The sequence below is a fragment of the Haemophilus haemolyticus genome, assembly GCF_003493685.1.
Classification (GTDB): domain Bacteria; phylum Pseudomonadota; class Gammaproteobacteria; order Enterobacterales; family Pasteurellaceae; genus Haemophilus; species Haemophilus haemolyticus_O.
Window position 1 is genome coordinate 1 of sequence record NZ_QQJW01000006.1, and the last position, 24,490, is coordinate 24,490.

General features: G+C 36.7%; 23 protein-coding genes and 1 pseudogene. 12 read left to right on the top strand and 12 right to left on the bottom strand.

The window, feature by feature from the left end:
- A pseudogene (locus tag DV434_RS06100) lies at nt 1–75 on the bottom strand (IS1595 family transposase); the annotation flags it as partial.
- A gap of 168 nt (nt 76–243) precedes the next feature.
- Here DV434_RS06100 and DV434_RS11005 point away from each other — a divergent pair.
- The gene (locus DV434_RS11005) at nt 244–3,141 is read left to right on the top strand and encodes an AAA family ATPase (protein WP_239992784.1); all 2,898 of its coding nucleotides are present in this window, start codon (nt 244–246) and stop codon (nt 3,139–3,141) included.
- Between the two features lie 67 nt (nt 3,142–3,208).
- Here DV434_RS11005 and DV434_RS06110 read toward each other — a convergent pair whose 3' ends face one another.
- Nucleotides 3,209–3,490: a hypothetical protein gene (locus DV434_RS06110; RefSeq protein ID WP_118785941.1), complete on the bottom strand. Its 282-nt coding sequence runs from the start codon at nt 3,488–3,490 to the stop codon at nt 3,209–3,211.
- A 110-nt stretch (nt 3,491–3,600) separates the two neighbouring features.
- On the opposite strand from DV434_RS06110, the gene DV434_RS06115 reads away from it, so the two are divergent.
- Complete coding sequence (locus DV434_RS06115) at nt 3,601–4,146, top strand: sigma-70 family RNA polymerase sigma factor (protein WP_118785942.1); 546 nt, start codon at nt 3,601–3,603, stop codon at nt 4,144–4,146.
- 9 nt (nt 4,147–4,155) lie between these two features.
- Complete coding sequence (locus tag DV434_RS06120; RefSeq protein ID WP_048952589.1) at nt 4,156–4,329, top strand: anti-sigma factor family protein; 174 nt, start codon at nt 4,156–4,158, stop codon at nt 4,327–4,329.
- A gap of 95 nt (nt 4,330–4,424) precedes the next feature.
- Here DV434_RS06120 and DV434_RS06125 read toward each other — a convergent pair whose 3' ends face one another.
- Nucleotides 4,425–5,288, bottom strand: a complete 864-nt coding sequence (locus tag DV434_RS06125) for a DMT family transporter (protein WP_118785943.1) — start codon at nt 5,286–5,288, stop codon at nt 4,425–4,427.
- Nucleotides 5,289–5,463: 175 nt separating this feature from the next.
- Here DV434_RS06125 and msrAB point away from each other — a divergent pair, with 175 nt between their 5' ends.
- From msrAB to DV434_RS10795, 4 genes are all read left to right on the top strand, one after another.
- Nucleotides 5,464–6,525, top strand: a complete 1,062-nt coding sequence (gene msrAB, locus DV434_RS06130) for a bifunctional peptide-methionine (S)-S-oxide reductase MsrA/peptide-methionine (R)-S-oxide reductase MsrB (RefSeq protein WP_118785944.1) — start codon at nt 5,464–5,466, stop codon at nt 6,523–6,525.
- A gap of 11 nt (nt 6,526–6,536) precedes the next feature.
- A complete protein-coding gene (locus DV434_RS06135; RefSeq protein ID WP_005628783.1) occupies nt 6,537–7,178 on the top strand; it encodes a cytochrome c biogenesis protein CcdA in 642 nt (213 codons plus the stop codon).
- A gap of 42 nt (nt 7,179–7,220) precedes the next feature.
- Complete coding sequence (locus tag DV434_RS06140; RefSeq protein WP_118785945.1) at nt 7,221–7,691, top strand: redoxin family protein; 471 nt, start codon at nt 7,221–7,223, stop codon at nt 7,689–7,691.
- A 180-nt stretch (nt 7,692–7,871) separates the two neighbouring features.
- Nucleotides 7,872–8,789 (top strand): LysO family transporter, encoded by a 918-nt coding sequence (locus tag DV434_RS10795; protein WP_192881518.1) that lies wholly within the window; start codon nt 7,872–7,874, stop codon nt 8,787–8,789.
- Between the two features lie 67 nt (nt 8,790–8,856).
- On the opposite strand, the gene DV434_RS06150 is transcribed toward DV434_RS10795, so the two are convergent.
- The 3 genes from DV434_RS06150 to moeA form a co-directional block, all read right to left on the bottom strand.
- On the bottom strand, nt 8,857–9,180 hold the full coding sequence (locus tag DV434_RS06150; protein ID WP_005628170.1) for an HI1450 family dsDNA-mimic protein: 324 nt from the start codon (nt 9,178–9,180) through the stop codon (nt 8,857–8,859).
- A 66-nt stretch (nt 9,181–9,246) separates the two neighbouring features.
- The gene (gene moeB, locus DV434_RS06155; protein WP_011962122.1) at nt 9,247–9,978 is read right to left on the bottom strand and encodes a molybdopterin-synthase adenylyltransferase MoeB; all 732 of its coding nucleotides are present in this window, start codon (nt 9,976–9,978) and stop codon (nt 9,247–9,249) included.
- 3 nt (nt 9,979–9,981) lie between these two features.
- Entirely contained in the window at nt 9,982–11,196 is a 1,215-nt protein-coding gene (moeA, locus tag DV434_RS06160; protein ID WP_118811546.1) for a molybdopterin molybdotransferase MoeA, read from the bottom strand.
- A gap of 137 nt (nt 11,197–11,333) precedes the next feature.
- On the opposite strand from moeA, the gene folE reads away from it, so the two are divergent.
- The gene (gene folE, locus DV434_RS06165) at nt 11,334–11,990 is read left to right on the top strand and encodes a GTP cyclohydrolase I FolE (protein WP_118785947.1); all 657 of its coding nucleotides are present in this window, start codon (nt 11,334–11,336) and stop codon (nt 11,988–11,990) included.
- Between the two features lie 106 nt (nt 11,991–12,096).
- On the opposite strand, the gene DV434_RS06170 is transcribed toward folE, so the two are convergent.
- From DV434_RS06170 to potA, 4 genes are all read right to left on the bottom strand, one after another.
- Nucleotides 12,097–13,179 carry an extracellular solute-binding protein gene (locus DV434_RS06170; RefSeq protein WP_118785948.1) on the bottom strand — a complete coding sequence of 361 codons (1,083 nt, stop codon included), beginning with the start codon at nt 13,177–13,179 and terminating at the stop codon, nt 12,097–12,099.
- A 128-nt stretch (nt 13,180–13,307) separates the two neighbouring features.
- On the bottom strand, nt 13,308–14,078 hold the full coding sequence (potC, locus tag DV434_RS06175) for a spermidine/putrescine ABC transporter permease PotC (RefSeq protein ID WP_048955133.1): 771 nt from the start codon (nt 14,076–14,078) through the stop codon (nt 13,308–13,310).
- Nucleotides 14,078–14,938, bottom strand: a complete 861-nt coding sequence (potB, locus tag DV434_RS06180; RefSeq protein ID WP_118785949.1) for a spermidine/putrescine ABC transporter permease PotB — start codon at nt 14,936–14,938, stop codon at nt 14,078–14,080. Before potB ends, potC begins: the two co-directional genes overlap by 1 nt.
- Nucleotides 14,922–16,040, bottom strand: a complete 1,119-nt coding sequence (gene potA / locus DV434_RS06185; RefSeq protein WP_192881519.1) for a spermidine/putrescine ABC transporter ATP-binding protein PotA — start codon at nt 16,038–16,040, stop codon at nt 14,922–14,924. The genes potB and potA overlap by 17 nt, the downstream gene beginning before the upstream one ends.
- 296 nt (nt 16,041–16,336) lie before the next feature.
- Between potA and pepT the strand changes: the two genes are divergently transcribed.
- On the top strand, nt 16,337–17,575 hold the full coding sequence (gene pepT / locus DV434_RS06190) for a peptidase T (protein ID WP_118785950.1): 1,239 nt from the start codon (nt 16,337–16,339) through the stop codon (nt 17,573–17,575).
- Between the two features lie 169 nt (nt 17,576–17,744).
- Here pepT and DV434_RS06195 read toward each other — a convergent pair whose 3' ends face one another.
- Nucleotides 17,745–18,374 carry a histidine phosphatase family protein gene (locus tag DV434_RS06195; protein WP_118785951.1) on the bottom strand — a complete coding sequence of 210 codons (630 nt, stop codon included), beginning with the start codon at nt 18,372–18,374 and terminating at the stop codon, nt 17,745–17,747.
- Nucleotides 18,375–18,464: 90 nt separating this feature from the next.
- Nucleotides 18,465–19,832, bottom strand: a complete 1,368-nt coding sequence (gene tdeA, locus DV434_RS06200; RefSeq protein ID WP_118785952.1) for a toxin/drug exporter TdeA — start codon at nt 19,830–19,832, stop codon at nt 18,465–18,467.
- A 305-nt stretch (nt 19,833–20,137) separates the two neighbouring features.
- On the opposite strand from tdeA, the gene glnS reads away from it, so the two are divergent.
- The 3 genes from glnS to malQ all read left to right on the top strand — a co-directional run bounded on the left by glnS (nt 20,138) and on the right by malQ (nt 24,487).
- Nucleotides 20,138–21,808 carry a glutamine--tRNA ligase gene (gene glnS / locus DV434_RS06205; RefSeq protein WP_118785953.1) on the top strand — a complete coding sequence of 557 codons (1,671 nt, stop codon included), beginning with the start codon at nt 20,138–20,140 and terminating at the stop codon, nt 21,806–21,808.
- Between the two features lie 65 nt (nt 21,809–21,873).
- On the top strand, nt 21,874–22,326 hold the full coding sequence (locus DV434_RS06210; protein WP_118785954.1) for a YcgN family cysteine cluster protein: 453 nt from the start codon (nt 21,874–21,876) through the stop codon (nt 22,324–22,326).
- 70 nt (nt 22,327–22,396) lie between these two features.
- Nucleotides 22,397–24,487 (top strand): 4-alpha-glucanotransferase, encoded by a 2,091-nt coding sequence (gene malQ, locus DV434_RS06215; RefSeq protein WP_192881520.1) that lies wholly within the window; start codon nt 22,397–22,399, stop codon nt 24,485–24,487.
- Nucleotides 24,488–24,490: the final 3 nt, after the last annotated feature.

Sequence of the window (24,490 nt, forward strand, 5' to 3'; positions counted from 1 at the left end):
TCTTGCTGTGACACCTGCGACAAACAGTTCAATGAGTTTATTTTGTTTATGCTGACTTAAGCGACTTTTTCTCATTGGTTTATTCTAACCTAAATGGGATTTTTAGTCGTTATCTAGTACAGCCCCTTATTAAATTTACTCAAAAATAAATATAGTGAATTAACTGTAGAAAATGAAAAAGTCATTCTTGCTGAAATTCAACAGAAAAAAGAGCAAATTATTGCGAAAAGTGGTGTGTTGGAAATGGTGAAGGTGAATGAAGAAATTGAAGATATTGGCGGTTTAGAAAAACTGAAAGCGTGGTTGCAAGATCAAAGCTATATCGTCAAAAATCTTCAAGCTGCAAAAGAGTTTGGCGTAAAAGCTCCAAAAGGGACATTAATTGCAGGGATGCCAGGTTGCGGCAAATCATTGACCGCAAAAGCGGCTGCAGCATTATTCCAACAACCGTTGTTACGTTTAGATATTGGCTCGTTGCTTGGTAAATATGTGGGGGAAAGCGAAACCAATATGCGTAAGGCGTTGGCAATGACGGAAAGCATTAGCCCGTGCGTGTTATGGGTAGATGAACTCGAAAAAGCTTTTGTGGGAATGACGGGCAACAATGCCTCTGAAGTCAGCTCTCGTCTATTGGGTTATTTCTTAACGTGGCTACAAGAGAAAACTGCACCAGTATTTATTATCGCAACTGCCAATGATATTACCGCACTTCCACCTGAATTATTACGCAAAGGGCGTTTTGATGAGATTTTCTACGTAGGTTTCCCAACCAAAAAAGAGCGGAAGAAAATTATTGAAATTCATCTTGTCAAAGCTAAACAAGATGCAAGCCAATTTGATATTGAGGACTTAGCCAAAGAATGTCGAGACTATGCGGGTGCTGATATTGAAAATGCGATTTTTGAAGCCGTAAAAAAAGCCTTTATTCAGCAAGGGGAACTTACTCAAGAGTTATTATTAGAGGCGATTCGTAATACCACACCATTACGTAAAACATTAAAAGATAAAGTTGGTGAATATGAGAAAAAATTTGATGAATTGTATTTATCGCCAGCGTCGAAAAATGATGGCCTAAGTATTGCTCAAATGGTAAAAATGGCAAAAGATCCGAATTATATGATTAGATTGAAAGTAGCCAATGATGAAAATGTAACGGAAGAAATTCTTGAAGAACTATCAATTGATGAAGTTTTTGAGGTTCGTGAAGCTGTTTTCAAAAATATAAATTGTTCAAAACAAGTATTAGATGCTCAATTATCTTCAAATTTAACTGATAATAAATTATTAAATGCTATATATTCTAATAAGAATGTATCGTTTGCTTTAGCATTAGATAAATTGACCGAATATGATTCTACATTGTCTCGAGTTAATGATTTATTTAAAAATAATGATATGGATTTATTAGAAAATCAGCAAGCAGTGTTAAAACACGGTGGAAATTATGCAAGTCAATTATTAGCAGAGTACAAAAATATTTTACCAGAAATCTCTGAAAAATTAGCTGAGCATAATGATCTTAAAGTGAGAAGGGTTTTAGCTAATAATCAAAATATTTCAGTAAAAGCAACAGAAATACTTTCTAAATACGATGATTGGGAAATTAAAAAGAGTGTAGCACAACACTTAAATATCTCCCCTAAAGCCTCTGAAAATTTGGCAAATGATGAATATTGGTATATTCGTTACTTATTAACTCAAAATCCTAATCTTGCGCAAGCAGTTGCAATAAAATTAGCTAAAGATCAGACCATAGAGGTTAGAAAAGGATTAGCTCAAATTAAGCATATTTCAAATGATGTAGCTAATATTCTTGCTATAGATAGTAATGACAATGTTAGAATGATTTTAGCAGCTAATATAAATATTTCGGAAACATGTAAAGTAACCTTGGCTAAAGATCCTAATTCATCAGTAAAAGAAGAATTAATATTGAAACAATATCTTTTAAAGAATATTGAGGGACTTTTATCAAAAGATAGCTATTATGTAAGAATGAAGTTAGCTGCTAGCCCAAATGTTTCAACAGAAATTATGAATATTTTATCATCCGATGATGATAATGTTAGAGCAGGTTTAGCCTCAAACCCAAGTATTACAGAAGAAGTTTCTAAAATATTAGTTTCTGATAATGATTGGCGTGTTAGAAGTAATTTAGCCTCAAACTCGAGTATTACAGAAGAAGTTTCTAAAATATTAGTTTCTGATAATGATTGGCGTGTTAGAGGTAATTTAGCCTCAAACTCGAGTATTACAGAAGAAGTTTCTAAAATATTAGCTTCTGATAATGATAGTTATGTTAGACGTAATTTAGCCTCAAATCCAAGTATTACAGAGGGAGTTTCTAAAATATTAGTTTCTGATAATGATAGTGATGTTAGACGTAATTTAGCCTCAAACCCAAGTATTACAGAAGAAGTTTCTAAAATATTAGCTTCTGATAATGATAGGTATGTTAGAAGTAATTTAGCCTCAAATCCAAGTATTACAGAGGAAGTTTCTAAAATATTAGTTTCTGATAATTATAGTGATGTTAGACGGAATTTAGCCTCAAACCCTAAAATTTCTAAGGAAATTATGGAGGATTTTATGAAAGAGGATTATAGCTATAAAACAGATAATGATTCATATTCAGAGAGAATAGTTTTACCAGTGAAAAACGGGTTGGCTGAGAATCCTAACCTTCCTGAAGAATTTTCTAATATTTTAGCAAAGAAATATAATGTTAGAATCAGTATTCGATTGGCAAAACGTGAAAATATTTCTGATAAAGTAGCTGAAATATTAATTGGAAGTGAACGTTTTCTGCGGGATAGCGATTATAAGGATGTACTAATGGCATTGGTTCGAAATCAAGGTATTTCAGAAAAGACGATGAAATTATTGATTGAACAAGGAGATTACAAAGTTCGAGCTCAGTTAGCTAAACGAGAAGATTTGTCAAATGAAATAATGGATATTTTATCTAGAGATTCTGATCTTGATGTTAAAAAAGAATTGGCTTTAAACCCAATTATTTCAGAATCGGTTGTTAAACGATTACAAGAGGATTCTTATTCAGTTAAAAATAATCTTGAGAAGAATATAGCCTATAAAAGAATGCAAAAAAATGGATTGACTAATTTATTTTTCTATACGTAGTTTCAATTTGAATAAAGTGCGGTGAAAAATTTTTGAGATTTTTTACCGCACTTTTACAGACTGTTCTTTACATTTTTTCTTTTGTCATTTTCATTTTTTTATTTGATTTCATCTTTTTATCAGATTTCATTTTCATATCAGATTTCATTCCCATTTCATCAGACTTCATCATGTGGTCAGAGTGCATTTGCATGTCATCTGATTTCATCATTTTTTTCATTGGGGTATTCATCATCGGTTCTGATTTCATTGGCATGGCGTCAGATTTCATTTCTTCTGCATAAACGGTTGTCACACCAAATAACATAGCCATACCTAAGATTGCACTTTTGAATGTAATATTTTTCATTTTAAATTTCCTTGTTTAAGTGGTAAAAATAGTATTGAAAGAAGTTATTTCTTTCATGCTATTAGACGAAAAACTCTTTCATTTCTTACAAAAATTTTAAAGGAATTAAAATGAATGCTATTTCTGATACGGAACTCCAACAAATTCGTATGCAAATGCTGAAATTTGCAACGTTACAGTTGCACCATGCCGATCTTGCTGAGGATTTAGTACAAGAAGCCTTTTTAAGTGCATTTAACAATCTCGCGAATTTTAAACATCAATCCGCTTTTAAAACTTGGGTTTTTGCTATTCTAAAAAATAAAATTATTGATTACCTTCGCCAGAAAGGACGCTTTGTATTAGAAAGTGAGATTGAAGATAAACAGCCAACTAATACATTTTTTGATGATACAGGCCATTGGAAAATAGAATATTATCCGAGCGAATTACAGGGCGAAGAGGAAACGGTGTATTCTGATGAGTTTTGGTTGATTTTTGAAACTTGCCTGACTTGTTTACCTGCCAAACAGGCAAAAATTTTTATGATGCGAGAGTTTTTAGAATTGTCATCGGATGAAATTTGTCAAGAAACTCAGCTTACCACCTCCAACTTGCATACCACACTTTATCGGGCCCGTTTGCAGTTGCAAAATTGTCTATCAAAAAAACTTTAGGAGAAAATTATGCGTTGTATTCAAGCCACTCGAATAATTTCTGATTCTCATGAGCGATCATTAGAACTGCAAGAAAAAATGGGGTTAAAAATGCATTTGTTAACTTGTCCTCATTGCCGTCGTTTTCAAAGAAATTGCAAAACTTTAAGTATGATGATGAAGAAATTTAAAGATTCACATTAAGAGTGATGAAAGTATTAAAAAACACCGCTATTTTGACCGCACTTTATAGCGGTATTTCTAACTTATCCGTACGGCATTTTATAATCTCAAAGGTTTTATTTCTTCAGCTTCGCCAATAAACTTACTGCCCCCACAATTACAATTGCACCGAACCAAAAATAGAGATGAGGTGTATGATGCCAAAAGAGCCAGTCGAATACACTAGAGAAAATCACACCAGTGAAAGCAAAAGGGGTAATAACATTGGCGGGTGCATATCTGAAAGCACGCGTGAGCAATAATTGGAAAATCAAGCCAAATCCGCCCACTAATAGCAATAAACCAAGCTCATATAAATTAGGGATTTTCCATTGGTTAATAAAGAAGATTGGTAACATGAATGTGCCAATCAGATGAAAATAAAATACGATATTTTTGGGTGTGTTGTATTTATTTAATTCTTGTAAGCCAATAAATGCCATTCCTGCCAATACGGCACCAGATAATCCAATCAGCACATAAATAGGATCAATATTGCCATTGTGATTGGTGAGTAAAATAATAGAAACGCCAAGAAAACCGATTAAGCTACACAAAAGTACATTAAGTGGTGTTTTTTGATGGAAAAAGAGCAATAAAATCGGGATAAATAGGGCAGAGGTATTCATCAATAAGACAGCGATGGAAAGCGGTAAGAACTTCACGACATAAAAGTTAATCAACATACTCGATACACCTGCGGCATTCCGCAGGATTAAAAATTTCCATTGACGAGTATCCACTTTAAAATCGCGATCTTTAATCACAAAAGGCAGTAAGAAAAGCAAGCCGATTAAAAAGCGTGAAAATAAGGTTTCACTGGCAGGGATTGTTTGAGAAGCGGTTTTGACAAATACATTCATCAAGGTAATGGAAAAGTACGCTGATACCATAAAACTAATCGCTTTGTGATAAAGCGAAGGAGTGGAATATGATTGCATATAGATTTTTTACCTTAGAAAAGAGGGAGAAATAGTGTGTTTTAGCTCTTTATTATTGGTTATAACAATGGATTTCAGTCAATTTCTTTAAAAATTTTACAAAAATCTGTAAGAAATCGAATTATCCGCCGTCTAACCTTATGTAACGTTAATTTTCACATCATAAGGAAAAACAATGAAACTATCAAAAACATTTCTATTTATTACCGCACTTTGCTGTGCAGCACCAACTTTAGCAATACAAAATTCAACATCATCATCTGGAGAACAAAAAATGGCAATGGAAAATACACAAAACATTCGAGAAATTTATCTTGCTGGTGGCTGTTTCTGGGGTATGGAAGCATATATGGAGCGTATTCACGGCGTGAAAGATGCGATTTCTGGCTATGCAAATGGTAATACGGAGAAAACCAGTTATCAGATGATTGGTGTAACCGATCACGCAGAAACGGTAAAAGTCACTTACGATGCAAACCAAATTTCATTAGATAAATTGCTTAAATATTATTTTAAAGTGATTGATCCAACGAGTGTAAACAAACAAGGTAACGACCGTGGCAGACAATATCGCACAGGGATTTATTATCAAGATGGGGCAGATAAAGCAGTGATCGAACAAGCTCTCGCCCAGCTTCAAACCAAATATAAAAAACCAGTACAAATTGAGGTGCAACCACTTAAAAATTACATCGTAGCGGAAGAATATCATCAAGATTATTTGAAGAAAAACCCAAATGGTTATTGCCATATTGATATTACCAAAGCAGATGAACCTGTGATTGATGAGAAAGATTATCCGAAACCGAGTGATGCAGAACTCAAAGCGAAATTGACACCGTTGCAATATTCCGTTACGCAAAATAAACATACTGAACGCTCTTTCAGTAACGAATATTGGGATAACTTCCAACCTGGTATTTATGTTGATGTTACCACAGGCGAGCCTGTTTTCTCTTCAAATGATAAATTTGAATCAGGTTGTGGTTGGCCAAGTTTTACGAAACCGATCATTAAAGATGTAGTGCATTATGAAACCGACAACAGCTTCAATATGCAACGTACCGAGGTGTTAAGTCGTGCGGGCAATGCCCATTTGGGTCACGTATTTGATGACGGTCCGAAAGATAAAGGCGGTTTACGTTATTGCATTAACAGTGCATCAATTAAATTTATTCCGTTAGCTGAAATGGAAAAGGCAGGATACGGATATTTGATTCAATCAATTAAAAAATAAGGAGATGCAGGATGTTAGATCAACAACTCCTTATTGGAACTGTATTTTTAGCGGGGCTTGCTTCTTTTCTTTCGCCTTGTATTTTTCCGATTATTCCAATTTATTTTGGTATTTTGAGTAAAGGTGGCAAAAAAGTCCTAAATACTTTTTTATTTATTTTAGGGCTTTCCCTTACATTTGTCAGTTTAGGCTTTAGTTTTGGCTTTTTAGGGAATATTTTATTTAGTAACACCACCCGCATTATTGCTGGCGTTATCGTGATTATTTTGGGTATTCATCAACTTGGCATTTTCAAAATTGGTTTGTTGGAACGCACAAAATTGGTGGAAATAAAAACATCAGGAAAATCAACCGCACTTGAGGCATTTGTGCTTGGTTTAACCTTTAGCCTTGGTTGGACGCCTTGTATTGGTCCGATTCTGGCTTCCGTGTTAGCGTTATCAGGCGATGAAGGCTCTGCACTTTACGGTGCATCAATGATGTTCGTTTATGTTTTAGGCTTGGCAACGCCGTTTGTACTGTTTTCGTTCTTCTCTGACAGCTTGCTCAAACGTGCTAAAGGGTTAAATAAACACTTAGACAAATTTAAAATCGGTGGCGGAATTTTAATTATCGTGATGGGTATTTTATTGATTACGAATAATTTTTCGTAAGGCATAACCTCAACAAAAGAAATCTATAAAAGGAAAAAAGCAATGAAAAAACTACTATCAATATTTCTAATGGCATTCAGCCTAAACGCTTTTGCACAAACTAATTTGGCGGACGTGCAACTCAAAGATTTAAACAATCAGCCAGTTACTTTAAACCAATATAAAGGCAAACCTGTGTATGTAAAAATGTGGGCATCTTGGTGTCCGATTTGTTTGGCAGGATTAGCTGAAATTGATGATTTAAGTGCGGAAAAAGATCGCAATTTTGAAGTGATTACCATTGTTTCGCCGGATCACAAAGGCGAAAAAGACACCGCTGATTTTATTGAATGGTACAAAGGGCTAGAATATAAAAATATTAAAGTCTTGCTAGATGAAAATGGTGAAATTATTGATCGTGTTCATGTTCGAGGTTATCCGTTTAATCTATTTTTAGATGCTGATTTAAATGTGAAGAAAACGGTGCCTGGGCATTTAGGTGAAGAGCAAATAAGTAAGTTTATTGAGAAATAAAATCAAGCGGCTGGTAATTAAAATTTAACCAGCCGCTTTTTTATTTCTGGCATAACGTAGATATTCTTTTATTGGGAATTTGGTAGATTGATAAAAAGTATATATTATAAATAGTGCTTAGATATTGAAATGGTCTTTACTTTTACAGACGAGATAAAAGTAATATTTGTGAAGGATACAATGGAAGAAATAATTAATGGACTACTCATCGTGCTTGTGCCGATGATGTTGGGCTACTTAGTCAAAATACAGAATCAAAATGCGTTGGCATTTATTAATAAAATGGTGATGTTATTGCTTTACATCATTTTATTTATGATGGGTTTTATGCTCGGGCAATTAGAGCATTTAGAACAAAAATTGCCGATTATTGGTATGACCGCTTTGGGGCTATCCGCTATCATTCTGACTTGTAATATCCTAGGCTTGGCTATTTATGACCGCACTTTGCCTAAGCCAGTCAATTACTTACAGGGAGAATTGTCATCTCGTTGGCATTCGTTAATAGACTCAATTAAATTATTAAGTGCGGTGATTATCGGCATTGTTTTAGGTTGGTTATGCAATGATTGGTTGCATTTCCCACATGGTTCCAATCTTTACGTGCTTATTGCTTTGATCTTTTTGGTTGGGATTCAGCTTCGCAATAATGGAATTTCCTTGAAAGAAGTCTTGCTAAATAAGCAAGGTTTAATGATGGGGGCGATTTTTACCTTAAGTTCTTTAGTTGGTGGCGTTATTTCAGCATTTTTTCTAAGTATGCCGATTACTCAAGGTTTAGCCTTTTCATCGGGATTCGGTTGGTATTCTTTATCAAGTGTTGTGCTGACAAATGCTTGGGGGCCGATGCAGGGTAGTATTGCCTTTTTCAATGATTTATCGCGTGAAATTTTGAGTTTATTTTTAATTCCACTGTTTATGCAACATTATCGCTCTACAGCTATTGGGATTACAGGCGCAACGGCATTAGATTGTACATTGCCTATTATTCAAAAATCAGGCGGAATTGAAGTGACGCCTATCGCCATTTCTTTTGGTATGGTGACAAATTTATTACCGCCGTTGTTGTTAGTTTTTTTCTCAAGTTTTCCAATTTGATGGCTTGTTAATTTTAAGCGAAAAGAAAAAGGGAAATCAGATGATTTCCCTTATTTTTACGTTATTGTTACTTTTTCCAAATAACGTGAAATTCGCGATCTTCTTCTCGGTGAGAAATTAAGAATTTAGCAAAGACATCATCCATTTCATCTTGCTCATTGACTAAGCCCACCCACACTTCGGCGTATTCTTCTGGGTCGATTAGTACACCAATTTCTTCTTCCCAATCATCGGCGGTTTCAACAAATTCCACACCACCGCGTTCTTCAAATTGTAAGTTGAATAAAAGAATATCGGCAGGATCTAAATTTTCCCCAGCCATTTCTAAGAAAATATCGTAAGCAATATCAATGGCTGTATCTGGATCAAGTTTTTTAATTTCTGTTGTCATAGTGTTTTGTCGTAAAGGTTATGGCTAATAAAAAGTGCGGTTAAATTTCTTTCTCTTTTAAGCGTTTTATTCCATATTGGTTGGAAGTTTAATTTCTCGGATATTCATCGAAAAACCATCAATCATCAATAAGCGGCCACATAAATTCTTACCGATTTTTAACCGCACTTTAATTGCTTCTAAGGCTTGAATCGTGCCCACAATGCCGACGATTGGCGCAAGCACGCCAGCTTCCACACAGCTTAATACATTTTGTCCGAATAATTTGCTGAGATCACGATAAGTAGGCGTATTCGGTTCATAAGTGAAAACGGAAACCTGACCTTCCATTCGAATTGCAGCACCTGAAATCAGAGGAATTTTTGCATGATTACATTGGCGATCCAATTGATTACGGATTTCCACATTGTCTGTACAATCTAAAACAATATCAAAGTGCGGAATGATTTCAGCCAGTTTTTCTTCGTCTAACTTCGCATTAATTGTCTCGATGTTTATATGTGGATTGATTTGCTTGAGTGCAATTTTGGCTGATTCTACTTTGGGCATATTCAAGCGCGCATCGCAGTGCAAGACTTGTCGTTGAAGATTCGAAAGCGAAACTGTGTCGAAATCCAACAGCGTTAAATTTCCAACACCTGCTGCTGCGAGATATTGGCTGGCTGCACAGCCTAAGCCGCCAAGCCCAACGATCAGCATTTTGCTTGCTTTAAGTTTTTCTTGCCCATCAAAATCTACGCTTTTAAGAATAATTTGACGGTTATAACGCAATTCTTCTTCGTGACTAAGTTCGATCATTTTTTATCCTAATAAATGATTGAAAGGCTCAATCGTCACCGTTTCACCGGCAGAGACATTGCCACGTTCTTGTTCTAAAACGATAAAACAATTGCTTTTTACAAAAGCGCTAAAGAGATGAGAGCCTTGGAACCCCACTGATTGCACTTCAATTTGACCTTGTTCATTGATGTGATAAAAGCCTCGTTGGAAATCTAAACGGCCAGGTGCTTTTTTCAAATTCGTTGTGGCAATGGCTGAAAAGTGCGGTGGTTTTTTCCATTGTTTTTGGCCTTGCAGTTTAGCAATGAGTGGCTGAACAAGCTGATAGAATGTCACTAATGCGGAAACAGGATTGCCTGGTAAACCACAGAACCAAGCGTTTTCTAATTTACCAAAAGCAAATGGTTTGCCCGGTTTGATTGCAATTTTCCAGAAATTTACTTGACCTACTTTTTCCAATACTGCTTTAGTAAAATCCGCTTCACCAACGGAAACACCGCCACTGGTAATCACTAAATCGGCTTGGCTTTGTGCGGCAATAAATGCTTTTTCAAATTCAGTTTCGTTATCAGGTAATAGTCCTAAATCAATGACTTCACAGTTTAGTTTTTCTAGCAGTAATTTTACGGTGAAACGGTTAGTGTCATAGATTTGTCCGCTTTGTAATGGCTTGCCGACTTCTACAAGTTCATCGCCAGTTGAGAGTACGCCGACTTTTAATTGGCGATAGCATTTTACTGCTGCAATGCCTAGAGAGGCTAATAATGGCAAGGAAACAGGGGTGAGTGGTGCGCCTTGTTCTAATACCACATCGCCTTTTTTTACATCTTCGCCAATACGACGGATGTTTTGATTTGGTTTAGGTAATTCACTAAAAGTGACGGTTCCGTCTTCATTGAGTATCACTTGCTCTTGCATTATCACTGCATCTGCGCCTTCAGGAATCATCGCGCCAGTCATAATTCTGACCGCACTTTTTGATGGCCATTCCCCTTGGAATGGATTACCTGCAAAAGATTTTCCTGCTACCGAAATCGTTAAAGATTGTTGTAAATCCGATAAACGTACAGCATAACCATCCATTGCTGAATTATCGAAAGAGGGAACATTAATAGGTGAAATAACATTTTCTGCACAAATTCGATTGGCGGCTTCTTGTAAATTTAGGTATTCAGTTTGAGTCGGGAAGGGAATCTGTTCGAGCATTTTCGAGCGAGCTTGATCCAATGTAAGCATAGAAAATCCTTATTTGATAAAATTTGTCAGCTATTCTATATCTAAAGCCTAATTCATTCAAATTTGCAATTTTTCTCATTTTACCATCCTATTATCCTTTGCTAGAATAGCCGATTATTTTTTTAGGAAAGACTATTATGAGCAAAATTTCACTGGATGCACTGAATGTAAGAAATGCCTTGATTGAAAAAGGTATTGAAACACCTATGATTGATCCAACTCAGGCTAAAGATGAACGTCGAGAAAGCATTGCAAAACATATGCATGAAGTGATAAAGCTGATTGGATTAGATTTGCGAGATGATAGTTTGGAAGAAACGCCAAATCGTTTAGCTAAAATGTTTATTGATGAGATTTTTAGTGGAATGGATTATGCGAATTTTCCTAAAATGACGAAAATCAAAAATCAAATGAAAGTCAGCGAAATGGTACAAGTGAATGACATCACGCTAACAAGCACTTGTGAACATCATTTTGTTACGATTGATGGTAAAGTTTGTGTGGCGTACTATCCAAAAGATTGGGTGATTGGTCTTTCTAAAATTAATCGTATTGTTTCATTTTTTGCTCAGCGTCCACAGGTTCAAGAGCGCTTGACAGAGCAACTTTTGACAGCATTTCAAACAATTCTTGAGACGGATGATGTCGCGGTATATGTGAAAGCGACCCATTTCTGCGTAAAAGCGCGTGGTATTAGAGATACAAATAGTTATACTGTCACATCTGCTTATGGTGGCGTATTCTTAGAAGATAGAGATACACGTAAAGAATTTTTAGCAACAGTTCAGAAGTAAAAAATAGTTAATAAAATAGCCGCACTTTAATATCAGTGCGGCTATTTTTATACTTATCTCGAATAGAAAAGTGCGGGGAAATTTATCCGCACTTTTGGATTGTAGATTATTTAGCTGCTTTTAATTCTTGATAATATTGTTCATAGAATTGAATTGCATCGCCAACGTCATCTTGCCAGTGGCTATTTTTTAATACATCAGCTGGTGGATAAATCGCTGGATCTTCAGTGATTTCTTTTGGTAATGCTTTTTTCGCTTCTAAGTTAGCTGTTGGATAGCCAATTGCTAAGGTTAATTTTTCTGCAGCTTTAGCGCCTAACATATAGTTAATAAGTTTATGTGCACCATCTGGGTTTTTAGCGGTTTTAGGAATTGCTAAAGTATCAACCCAAAGTACAGGACCTTCTTTCGGGAATACCATGTCTAAAGGTGCTTTTTCTTTTTTAGCAATACGTACAGAACCATTCCATAATTGACCAACTTCAACTTCACCTGAGATGAAAGAGTTCGCAGGGTTATCGGAATTGAAAGAAAGTACGTTTGGACGTAGTTTCAACAATTCTTCATAGGCTTGTTTGATAATGGCTGGATCTTGAGTATTTGGATCTTGACCAATTTTCAATAAAGCGATGTTGAATACTTCGCGCGCATCGTCTAATAACTGAACTTTGTTTGCAAATTCTGGTTTCCACAAGTCAGCCCAAGAAGTGAATTGAGCACCTTTATAAGTGTTGGTATTGAATGCAATACCTGGTGCACCTAATAATTGTGGAAGAGAGTATTTGTTACCTTTATCATAAGGTTTATTGAGCCAATCAGGATCTAATTCTTTAATAACAGGTAATTTGCTGTGATCAAGTTCTTTTAACATTCCTTCGCGTGCCATTTTAGACACGAAGTAGTTAGAAGGTGCGATAACATCATAGCCACCAGACTCGCCTTGAGTTTTGAGTTTAGCGTACATTGTTTCGTTTGATTCTAAACTTGCAACAATAACTTTAATACCTGTTTCTTTTGTGAAGTCATCTAAAAGACCATCAGGCACATATTCTGTCCAAGTGTAGAGATACACAGTGTCATTAGCAGTAGCTGGAGCCTTTGTAGTTTCTTGCTTAGCATCTTTATCATTACAAGCAGTTAAAGTTGCAGTTACTAAGCCTGCAGTAATTAAACCTGCGAATTTTTTCATTTTTGTTTGTTCTCCGTAAAGAGTCGTAAAAAAACCACCTGCCGAATGACAGGCATAAAAAAACGCCTTGATTGTGCGTCAAGGCGTATTCTATTTTAAATTCAAAGGTTTGTGAAACCTTTTGTTTCTTAATGGTTATTTTTTCGTGTAATTAGCTGGCTTAAAACGACAAGAGCCAGTGAAAGCACGATCATAATCGTTGCTAAAGCATTAACTTCAGGTGTTACACCAGTTTTCACTAAAGAGAATATTCTCAATGGTAAGATTTCATAACTTACGCCACTGACGAATGATGAAACCACAACATCATCTAATGAAATAGTGAAACTTAATAACCAACCAGATACAACTGCAGGTAATGCTAAAGGAAGGATAATTTTACGTAAAATGGTCACTTCGCTTGCACCTAAGTCTTTTGCCGCTTCTAACATTCTAGAATCAAAGCCATTTAAGCGAGAGAAGATAGTTACGGTCACATACGGTAAACAGAAGGTCACATGAGCCAGTAATAAAGACCAGAAACCTAATGAAATACCCACAATCATAAATAATGCAAGTAAAGATACTGCCATTACAATATCTGGTGACATCATAACGATAAATAACATACCGCTTACCGCTTGTTTACCGCGGAATCGATAGCGGTAAAGTGCGATTGCCGTTAATCCACCTACAATAGTAGCTAGAGTAGCCGCAAAAAATGCAATAGTTACCGAATGAATCGCGGCTTGTATTAAGGTATCGTTATTAAATAAACGCTCATACCAGTTCCAGCTAAAGCCTTTCCAACTTAAACCATAACGATCTTCGTTAAAGGAATTAGTGACCAAAATAATAATTGGGATATACAAATAAGCGTATACCACAAACATAAATGCATTACGTAGTAAACGACTCATTATTCTAACTCCACTTTCTTATTCAATAGTTTGTTCGCGCGGTAGTACACGAAAATCAATAATGCCATTAGAACAGTTAAACCAATACTGATTGCAGAACCAAATGGCCAGTTACGGGAAATTAAGAATTCGCTCTTAATTACGTTACCAACAAGCAATACTTTTGCTCCGCCAAGTAAGTCGGCTACGTAGAACATACCCATTGCCGGTAATAATACTAATAAACACCCCGCGATAATGCCTGGCATGGTTAGTGGTAAAATGACACGGAAGAAACGTTGGAATGCATTTGCACCTAAATCTCTTGCAGCCTCTAATAAGCGACCGTCTAATTTTTCAACCGCAGAGTAGAGTGGCAAAATCATAAATGGCAATAGTAAATAAACTAAGCCAATGATTACCGCAATTTCTGTATTCAAAATGCGAATTGGTTCACTCAAAATTCCCATGTCCATCAACATGGTATTAAGCACACCTTTCACACCGAGAAACACTTTCATTCCATAAATACGGATCAACGAGTTTGTCCAGAATGGTAAAACCACAAGGAACAATAAGAGCGGTCGATATTTAGGATTAATTTTGCTCATCATGAAAGCAAATGGATAGCCAACTAATAAGCAAATAATGGTAGCTATGCCCGACATATACAATGAATTCCACACAACTTGTGCATAAAGCGGATTAAACAAGTTTGTGTAGTTTTCAATGGTGATTGGGAAAGCGTAAAAGTCGCTACCGTCTCTAGTCAGAAAACTTACGGCGAATACCAATAAGTTTGGAATCAACACAAAGAAGATGAGCCAACTGAAGATAATCGCAACAGTAATTTTCTGGAATTTATTATTGATTATCTTCATCGTTGAGAACAACCTCCCAGCCTTCATGCCATGTGATGCCTACGCGTTGACCTACGCTATGATCCATATGTGGATCGTCTTCGTTAAAGAATTCACTTACGAGAACACGCATTCCGTTATGATCAAACTCTACCGTTGATTCTAATGTCATTCCTTTATAAGTGCGGTCAACAATGTGGCCGATAATTGCTTTAGAATGTTCATTTTCATCTAATTCTTCAATCACAATATCTTCAGGGCGAAGGAGTACTTGAAGTTTTTGATCTTTCTCAACAGGCATGTCTGTATAAATATCACAAACTCGACCTTCAACATTAGCTAGTACAACTTGTTCAGACTTACGTTCAATCACCGTTGCTTCAAATACGTTAATTTCGCCAATGAAACGAGCAACGAATAAGTTAGCTGGATCTTCATAGATTTCACGTGGAGAACCATCTTGTGCGATTTTACCTTTACGTAACAACACGATGCGATCAGACATTGTAATTGCTTCCTCTTGATCGTGGGTGACGAAAATAAAGGTAATGCCAAGCTGACGTTGTAACATTTTGAGCTCATTTTGCATTTGTTTACGCAATTTGTAATCCAATGCAGATAAAGACTCATCAAGTAACAACACTTTTGGTTTATTTACTACGGCGCGAGCGATGGCAATACGTTGTTGTTGTCCGCCAGAAAGTTGGGTTGGCTTACGATCTGCCATTTCTTCTAGCTGTACCATACGCAAGGCTTCTAAAACACGCGCTTTAATTTCGTCGTTTGATACTTTTTGCATACGCAAACCAAAAGCCACGTTCTCAAAAATTGTCATATGTGGAAATAGCGCATAGCTTTGGAATACCGTATTAATATGACGTTTTTCCGCTGGCACATTGGTGATATCTTCACCATCTAAAATAATGCTACCTGAATCCAATTCTTCTAAGCCTGCAAGTAAGCGCAAAACTGTGGTCTTACCACAGCCTGAAGGGCCGAGAATAGTGACAAATTCACCGTTATTAATTGTAAGATTGAAATCGTTAATAATAGTGTTAGAACCATAGGATTTTTTGATTGAACGAAGCTCAATAATAGGCTTGTTTTGAAGCTGATTTTCCACTAGCTTTGGTTTTCTCCCTAATTTCACCAATGATTTGGTACTGAGTAGAAATAAAACCTGCAAGACTGCAGGGGCGACATATAAAAATAGACGCCTATGATATAGTGAATTGTTAATAATTAAAAGGACTTAATGCCTTAGAAAGTAAAAAAACTGCCATTAATAAAAATAACGAGAAATTTAACCGCACTTTCGATGAATTTTACCTCATTAATCTTATAAATATTGTTATATATCAAGGTGTTTTCTATTTTTCTCGTTAAACTAAAAAAGATATTTTTAAAAGGAGCGAGAATATGATTTCTCAAATAGATAAAACAGAACTTTTAGAACGATTTTTACATTATGTGTCTTTTGATACCCAATCAAAACCTAACGCTAAGCATTCTCCCAGCTCTGTCGGGCAAATGAAGTTAGCTATACAGTTGCAAAAAGAGCTCATCCAACTTGGTTTAGAGAATGTTGAAGTAAGTAAATACGCGGTTGTGACAGCATTTTTACCCGCTAATGATCCTAACTTAACGAAAACCATTGGTTTAATTGCGCATCTTGACACATCTCCGCAATGTAGTGGTAAAAATGTACGGCCTGAAGTGATAGAGCAATATCGTGGCGGAGATATTGCATTAGGTATTGGCGAGGAGTTTATTAGTCCTGTTTATTATTCTTTTATGCAAAAATTGGTAGGACAGACTCTGATTGTTGCCGATGGAACCACTTTGCTTGGGGCGGATAATAAAGCGGGAATTGCAGAAATTATGACCGCACTTTCCATTCTTCAGAAAGAGAATATTCCTCATTGCAATATTCGCGTTGCTTTTACGCCTGATGAAGAAATTGGTTTGGGAATCCATTATTTCCCAATGGAAAAGTTTTCCTGTGATTGGGCATATACCATTGATGGGGGAGAAGTAGGGGAATTAGAATACGAAAACTTTAATGCTGCAACGGCAAAAGTGCGGTTTTTCGGGCGGAGTATTCATCCCGGTTACGCAAAAGGAAAAATGATGAATGCACTGACTTTAGCTTGTGAATTTCAGCAAGTTTTTCCTGTTGATGAAGTCCCAGAAAAAACGGATGGGAAAGCGGGCTTTTATCATTTAGAAGATTTTTGTGGCGATATTGAGCAAGTAGAGCTCACTTATTTGATTCGTGATTTTGATGAGCAGAATTTCGCACAAAGAAAAGCTTTTATTAAAAGTCAGGTGGAAAAATTTAATGCTAAGAAAGGTTTGAAAAAGCCTATTGAGTTAGAAATTCAAGATAGCTACCAAAATATGTATGATGTGGTAAAAAATGTTCCTCAATCAATTGAACTTGCTGATCGCGCAATGAAAGCGGTAGGGGTTAAACCAAATCATAAGCCGATTCGAGGCGGTACAGATGGGGCATTTTTAGCCTCTAAAGGTTTAGCATGCCCAAATATTTTTACTGGTGGCTATAATTTCCATAGTAAACACGAGTTAGTTTCTTTACAAGGCATGGAAAAGACTGTCCAAGTAATTATCGAAATGTTGAAATGTAAAGATCTGTAAAGAAACGTAAAGATTTGTAAAGAAATGTAAAGATTTCTCTTGCTATTCTTTAGATTAGTCAATATAATGACCCTGTTTTATCGAGATTCCTTTGATAAAGCTAAACTTTAGAGATTTTATTCATAAATTCCTTTTTGATGCCCCTAATGATTTAGGGGCTTTTTTTTATCTATTGTAAATGCGTTGTGTCATTTAGTTTTTCAAGGCTAAAGCCTTTTTTACTGTCATAATGCATGATGCTAATAGCAGTATTTAATAAAGATACTGATTTGTCTTTATCTCGGTGATTTTGCCAAGTTGTGCCATTGAGTAAAGCAATCAATAGACGCAAGGTATGGCCATGCGATACCACTAAAATATTCCCTTCTTGATGAATCTTAATAATATCTTGTAAAGCTGATATGGCTCGTTTGGCTAGTTGTTCATAAGTTTCTCCACCATTCGATTCAGCTTTATAGTTTGCAGGATCATTAATCATTTGTTGGAATTCTGGCAAAGGTCGGATCAGTTCCACATTTGTTCCTTCCCAACTACCAAAATAATGTTCATTTAATCCACGATGTTGGAATAAGGGAATGTCTCGATCGCCAATAATATAATTGGCTGTGTCAATAGTACGTTGTAAACAGCTCGAATAGGCCGCAATAAAATCGACATTTTGTAAAGCTTGCCCAGTTTTTACCGCACTTTGAATGCCTTCTTCTGTTAATGGAGAATCTCCACTGCCTTGCATTAATCCTTGTTCGTTCCAAACAGTGCGGCCATGACGAATAAAATAAAAAGTAAGTTGTTTTTTCATTTTTAGGAATATTTATTGGTAAGGTTTATACCCTAAGTGAGGAGTGTAATATTAAAAAGGGCGCTTAAAAACGCCCTATGTTTGGTTTTATTAACGAGAGTAATATCCCGCCATTGAGCTATATACCGCATTTTCACTTTGCAACACTTGATATTTTGCATTCAAAATTGCAAGTTGTGATGATTTTTCCGTATTGGCTGCAACTAACCATTCACGCAATTCTGATACGCCCGCATTATAGCGATTTCGATAATATTGCGTGATACGCTGATTGTAACTATGGGTTTGCTGTAAATTCCTTAATGTGCTTTGCGCTTGGGTAAAGGCAAAGTAGTTGGTATCCACATTATTGAGAGCGGTGGTAATACGTTGTTCGTAATTTAAACGTGCGGTTTCATAATCCGCTTCAGAAATTTTAACGTTCCATTTTACGCTGTTCCAATTTAAGAATGGCAAGCTAATTCCGACCGTGCCTGCAGCCACAGGATTGTGTAACGCCGTGCCAACAGTACTTGCTGTTGAAGATAGACTTCCACCTAGATTAACCTCTGGGAACCAGCTTTTTTGAGTTGCTTTCGCATTTTTGAATGCACTGCTTAAACGGAATTGTGCTGCTTTTACATCAGGGCGATTTGCAATCACAGAGACTGGTACATTTAAGTTCACCCCAGCTGTTTTCACATTCATAATATGAGGGAACGTGATATTTAACGTATCACTTGGTTTTAGGTTAAGAAGATTACGTAGCGTTTGTTCTGCTGTTTTGCGTTGGGTTTCAAAATTTAATTTGTTATTACGCGCCGTTAATACTGCTTGTTGGGCTTGATCAACGCTGACCGCATCAGCCACCCCTTGTGCTAAACGCGTTTGCATAATATTGCCAATATCAGTGTAATAGTTGATCGTTTCGTTGGTTGTGCTAATTGCATCATTTAAATAAGCAATTTGATAATAAGTTGTTACCACAGAATTGATTAATGATAAACGAGCAGATTCCATGTCTTCTGCGCTTGCTTTGTGCGACCATTCCGCAGCATCAGCGGCATTGGCTAAACGTTGCCAAAGATCCAATGTATAGCTCACATTTAAAGAACCTTTGTGTGAAATGGCAGAGTTTGCACTTGTATCAACTCGACGTTGTGCCGCAGATGAAGTTGAGCCATTAAATGCAGGCACTAAATTTGCACCCACTAAATTTGCACTATAAAGCGCACGGTTTACTGCCACAGCTGCTTTAGCTAAATCTTTGTTGTTTATTAATGCTTGTTCTACTACGCGATTTAATTGCGCATCGTTATATAATGACCACCAATTTTCTTTTACATTATATTGCTTGGTAATTTCTTCATATTGCTTGTAATCTTCAAGGCTAGCTTGATAAGAATCGCCAATATTGGCACATCCCACTAATGCACCAGACATCAACAAAGCAAGCGTGATATTTTTCATTTTAAACATTGAGTTTTCCTTCTTACGAAAATGAGTGGAAAGTGCGGATGATTTTAACCGTACTTTTGTGTTTTACAAAATTATTCCCTTGCGACCCCAATTATAAAACAAACCACTGAACGATTGTTCATAAAAGGACGGCATTGTAATGATTTATTCTATTTTTTGCACGAAAAATCTTGCTGTTAAACAAAAAATGCTGAAAAAGTCATAAGTTATTAAATAGAAAGTGCGGTTAGTTTTGGGATCAAATTCACAAAGCCTTGCTTTTCGTATAGAATGGCAAAATTATTTTTTCTATTTATGAGAAAGTTATGAGCAATACAGAAATTCTAGAAAGTGCAGAAAATACCCGCACTCACAATTTTATTACCCAAATTATTGATGAAGATTTAGCTTCGGGTAAACACAGTAATGTGCATACCCGTTTTCCGCCTGAGCCGAACGGCTATTTGCATATTGGTCACGCAAAATCAATTTGTTTAAACTTTGGCTTAGCCAAAGAATATCAAGGTTTATGTAACCTACGTTTTGATGATACCAACCCTGTAAAAGAAGACGTGGAATATGTAGATTCCATCAAAGCGGATGTGGAATGGTTAGGTTTTAAATGGGAAGGGGAACCGCGTTATGCATCTGATTACTTCGATGCGCTTTATGGCTATGCGATTGAATTGATTAAAAAAGGCTTGGCTTATGTGGATGAGCTTTCTCCAGAAGAAATGCGTGAATATCGTGGTACGTTAACCGAGCCGGGTAAAAACAGCCCATATCGTGACCGCACTATTGAGGAAAACTTAGCTTTATTTGAAAAAATGAAGAACGGTGAGTTTGCAGAGGGTAAAGCAAGTTTACGTGCAAAAATTGATATGGCATCGCCATTTATGGTCATGCGTGATCCCGTGCTTTATCGTATTAAATTCGCTAGCCATCACCAAACAGGTGACAAATGGTGCATTTATCCAATGTACGATTTTACTCATTGTATCTCTGATGCAATCGAGCGTATTACTCATTCGATCTGTACATTAGAATTCCAAGATAACCGTCGTTTATATGACTGGGTGTTGGAAAATATTAGTATTGAGCGTCCATTACCGCATCAGTATGAATTCTCACGTTTAAATTTAGAAGGCACGTTAACGTCTAAACGTAAGTTATTGAAATTAGTGAATGACGGCATTGTGGACGGTTGGAACGATCCTCGTATGCCAACAATTTCTGGTTTACGTCGTCGTGGTTATACCCCTGCTTCGTTACGTGAATTTTGTCGCCGTATTGGGGTGACTAAACAAGATAATGTCGTAGAGTATTCAGCACTTGAAGCATGTATTCGTGAAGATTTAAATGAAAATGCATCACGCGCAATGGCGGTGATTGATCCTGTTCGTGTCGTGATTGAAAACTTTGAAGGTGAAGAAACCTTAACGGCACCAAATCACCCAAATCGCCCTGAATTAGGGGAGCGTCAATTACCGTTTACGAAAGAGCTTTATATTGATCGCGCAGACTTCCGTGAAGAAGCAAACAAACAATATAAACGCTTAGTATTGGGTAAAGAAGTGCGCTTGCGCAACGCTTACGTGATTAAAGCTGAACGTGTCGAAAAAGATGCAAATGGTGAAATCACCACGATCTTCTGTACTTACGATCCTGAAACGTTAGGTAAAAATCCAGCAGATGGCCGTAAAGTAAAAGGTGTCATTCACTGGGTTTCTGCAGTACATAATCATCCAGCTGAATTCCGTTTGTATGATCGCTTATTTACTGTGCCAAATCCAGGTGCTGAAGATGATATCGAAAGCGTGTTAAATCCACATTCTCTCGTGGTAAAACATGGTTTTGTTGAACAAAGCTTGGCTGCTGCAGAAGCAGAGAAAGGTTATCAATTTGAACGTGAAGGTTATTTCTGTGCGGATAGTAAAGATAGCCGTCCCGAACATTTGGTATTTAACTTAACAGTAAGCTTAAAAGAAGGCTTTTAATTTTAATCAACCAAGTGCGGTCAAAATAAATGCGATTTTGACCGCACTTTTTATTTGTATCAACTATGCAACTTGAACCTAATTTTTGGCAAACAAAATCCCTGCTTGAAATGACCGAATCCGAATGGGAAGCTTTATGTGATGGCTGCGGAAAATGCTGTTATCGCAAATATATTCAAGGGCGAGGTAAACGCCAAAAACTTTATTACACCAGAATTGCTTGTAATCTTTTAGATGTGGAAACAGGAAAGTGCGGTAATTATTCAGAGCGTTTTAAAATTGAAACCGACTGCACCAAACTCACCAAAAAGAATTTACCTGATTTTCATTGGTTGCCTGACACTTGCGCTTATCGTTTGCTTTATGAAGGAAAAACACTCCCTGAATGGCATCCACTCATTTTTGGCCATTCAGATTCCTTGAAAAATGCTGATGTTTTAATCAAAAATGGTGTGCATGAACGCGATGTGATTGATTGGTTTGAGTTTATTATTGACGAAGATCACACTTTTAAATAAAGCCAGTTGTCATCACTTTCAGCTTAGTTATAATCCCTAACAAGAGTTATACAGTTGTCATGTGGTGTCTATGCAAGTCTCGGATTCTCTCAAACAAAAAGCAGAAAAATGTGGTATCGCGCTTTCTCATTATGATATTGATGGACATCTTATTTTCGCAGATGAAAAGACGGTTTCAACTTTTGTTGAGCTTTTGCAGCCTCCACCAAAAGCGCAAGAACAGTTTGACGATGTACTGGCATCATTTGAAAATGAACCGATTGATTATCGACTCAATCGTCTAGATTTGTCGCCTGCCGATGAATATCGTTATCAGCTAATTAATGAATTTAATGTCATTCTGTTAGAAAAAACACTTTCAAATTTATCCGCGCTTTCCTTGCCTCCACTTCCTTTTGGCTATTATCAATTATCTATTTTTTCTGATACTGAACAGTACCGCGTTCGTTTACTTATTTCTCCTAAAACAGCTTTTCAACCACCCGTATTAGAAAATAAAAAAGTGTGGGGCGTGAATGTGCAACTTTACAGTTTACGCTCAGAACAAAACTGGGGCATTGGAGATTTTGGTGATTTGGCCACTTTGATCGAACAAAGTGCAAAACAAGGTGCGGATTATGTGGGAATTAATCCATTACATTTGCCATATCCTGCTGTGCCAAACTGGGCCAGTCCTTATAGTTCCTCCTCTCGTCGTTGGTTGAATTTTTTATATTTAGCGATTCCAGCGTTACCAGAATTTAAGCGTTGCCGTTCAGTACAAAATTGGTTTAAGCGTGAGGATATTCAAGCAAAAATTGCTGCTTTACGTGAAAGTGATTGCGTTGATTATTCTTCAATTTTGGCTTTAAAATTAACCGCACTTGAGTTTCTATTTGATTTCTTTCAACGTAGTCAATCCGCTGAAATTGTGACACGTCGAAAAATCTTTGCCGATTATTTAAAAAACAAAGGGGAACCTTTGTTGTTACAGGGCTTATTTAATGTATTAGATTTACAAGAACACGCTGACCATCAAGCAGAAGAAAATACCATCGGTTGGCTTGGCTGGCATAAGGAATGGCAACATTTAAGTGCGGCAAAAAGAAAAGCTCTATTAAAAACACACCATGAGCAAATCCAATTTTTTGCTTGGTTGCAATGGCTCACGGAAGAACAGCTTTCCGCATTACAAAATCTTTGTAAACAGACTGGTATGAAATTGGGGATTTATGGCGATTTAGCGGTGAATAGTTCTCGTGGCAGTGCTGATGTATGGAGCGATCCTGATTTATATTGTGTAAATGCCTCTATTGGCGCGCCACCTGATCCCTTAGGCCCTGTCGGACAAAATTGGAATTTGCCGCCTTATAATCCAACAGTGCTAAAAGCACGTGGCTTTTCACCTTTTATCGATATGCTACGTGCCAATATGCAATATTTCGGTGTGTTACGCATCGATCATGTTATGGGCTTATTCCGTTTGTGGTGGATTCCAGAAGGAAAAACCGCGGCTGACGGTGCTTATGTGCATTATCCTTTTGATGAATTAATGGCGATTCTTGCCATTGAAAGTGTACGCAATGAATGTTTGATTATTGGTGAAGATCTTGGCACTGTGCCCGATGAAGTGCGGTGGAAATTAAACGAGTTTCAAATTTTCTCTTATTTTGTATTGTATTTCGCCCAACGAAATGGCGAATTTCCTCGTATATCTGATTATCCTCGAAATGCTTATGCCTCTATTGGCACGCATGATGTTCCCTCATTACAAAGTTTTTGGCATTGTCGTGATTTAGAATTATTTAATCAACTCGGTATTTTAAATAGGGAAGTGCTCAAGCAAAAATACGATCAACGCGTCATGGATAAACAAGCCTTATTAAATAGTTTACATCGTGATAATTATTTACCGCCGCATTATGAAGGCGATGCGCTTTCTATGGCGATGCACGATCATTTAAACCGAATGATCCATCATTATTTAGCGGAAAGTAACAGCCGATTGATTGGTGTGCAATTAGAAAATTTACTTAGCCAAGAAATCAGTTTTAATTTGCCGGGCACCTCAAATGAATACCCAAACTGGTGCAAGAAACTTGCTCAACCGTTAGCGTTTATTTTTAGCAATGAAGCTTTAAAAACGTTCTTTGTGCAAATTAACCAAGGGCGAAATGTATAAGGA

Coding starts and splice junctions, on each gene's coding strand:
- DV434_RS11005 (WP_239992784.1), top strand. CDS start 244: ATGGTGAAGGTGAATGAAGAAATTGAAGATATTGGCGGTTTAGAAAAA.
- DV434_RS06110 (WP_118785941.1), bottom strand. CDS start 3,490: ATGAAAAATATTACATTCAAAAGTGCAATCTTAGGTATGGCTATGTTA.
- DV434_RS06115 (WP_118785942.1), top strand. CDS start 3,601: ATGAATGCTATTTCTGATACGGAACTCCAACAAATTCGTATGCAAATG.
- DV434_RS06120 (WP_048952589.1), top strand. CDS start 4,156: ATGCGTTGTATTCAAGCCACTCGAATAATTTCTGATTCTCATGAGCGA.
- DV434_RS06125 (WP_118785943.1), bottom strand. CDS start 5,288: ATGCAATCATATTCCACTCCTTCGCTTTATCACAAAGCGATTAGTTTT.
- msrAB (WP_118785944.1), top strand. CDS start 5,464: ATGAAACTATCAAAAACATTTCTATTTATTACCGCACTTTGCTGTGCA.
- DV434_RS06135 (WP_005628783.1), top strand. CDS start 6,537: ATGTTAGATCAACAACTCCTTATTGGAACTGTATTTTTAGCGGGGCTT.
- DV434_RS06140 (WP_118785945.1), top strand. CDS start 7,221: ATGAAAAAACTACTATCAATATTTCTAATGGCATTCAGCCTAAACGCT.
- DV434_RS10795 (WP_192881518.1), top strand. CDS start 7,872: ATGGAAGAAATAATTAATGGACTACTCATCGTGCTTGTGCCGATGATG.
- DV434_RS06150 (WP_005628170.1), bottom strand. CDS start 9,180: ATGACAACAGAAATTAAAAAACTTGATCCAGATACAGCCATTGATATT.
- moeB (WP_011962122.1), bottom strand. CDS start 9,978: ATGATCGAACTTAGTCACGAAGAAGAATTGCGTTATAACCGTCAAATT.
- moeA (WP_118811546.1), bottom strand. CDS start 11,196: ATGCTTACATTGGATCAAGCTCGCTCGAAAATGCTCGAACAGATTCCC.
- folE (WP_118785947.1), top strand. CDS start 11,334: ATGAGCAAAATTTCACTGGATGCACTGAATGTAAGAAATGCCTTGATT.
- DV434_RS06170 (WP_118785948.1), bottom strand. CDS start 13,179: ATGAAAAAATTCGCAGGTTTAATTACTGCAGGCTTAGTAACTGCAACT.
- potC (WP_048955133.1), bottom strand. CDS start 14,078: ATGAGTCGTTTACTACGTAATGCATTTATGTTTGTGGTATACGCTTAT.
- potB (WP_118785949.1), bottom strand. CDS start 14,938: ATGAAGATAATCAATAATAAATTCCAGAAAATTACTGTTGCGATTATC.
- pepT (WP_118785950.1), top strand. CDS start 16,337: ATGATTTCTCAAATAGATAAAACAGAACTTTTAGAACGATTTTTACAT.
- DV434_RS06195 (WP_118785951.1), bottom strand. CDS start 18,374: ATGAAAAAACAACTTACTTTTTATTTTATTCGTCATGGCCGCACTGTT.
- tdeA (WP_118785952.1), bottom strand. CDS start 19,832: ATGTTTAAAATGAAAAATATCACGCTTGCTTTGTTGATGTCTGGTGCA.
- glnS (WP_118785953.1), top strand. CDS start 20,138: ATGAGCAATACAGAAATTCTAGAAAGTGCAGAAAATACCCGCACTCAC.
- DV434_RS06210 (WP_118785954.1), top strand. CDS start 21,874: ATGCAACTTGAACCTAATTTTTGGCAAACAAAATCCCTGCTTGAAATG.
- malQ (WP_192881520.1), top strand. CDS start 22,397: ATGCAAGTCTCGGATTCTCTCAAACAAAAAGCAGAAAAATGTGGTATC.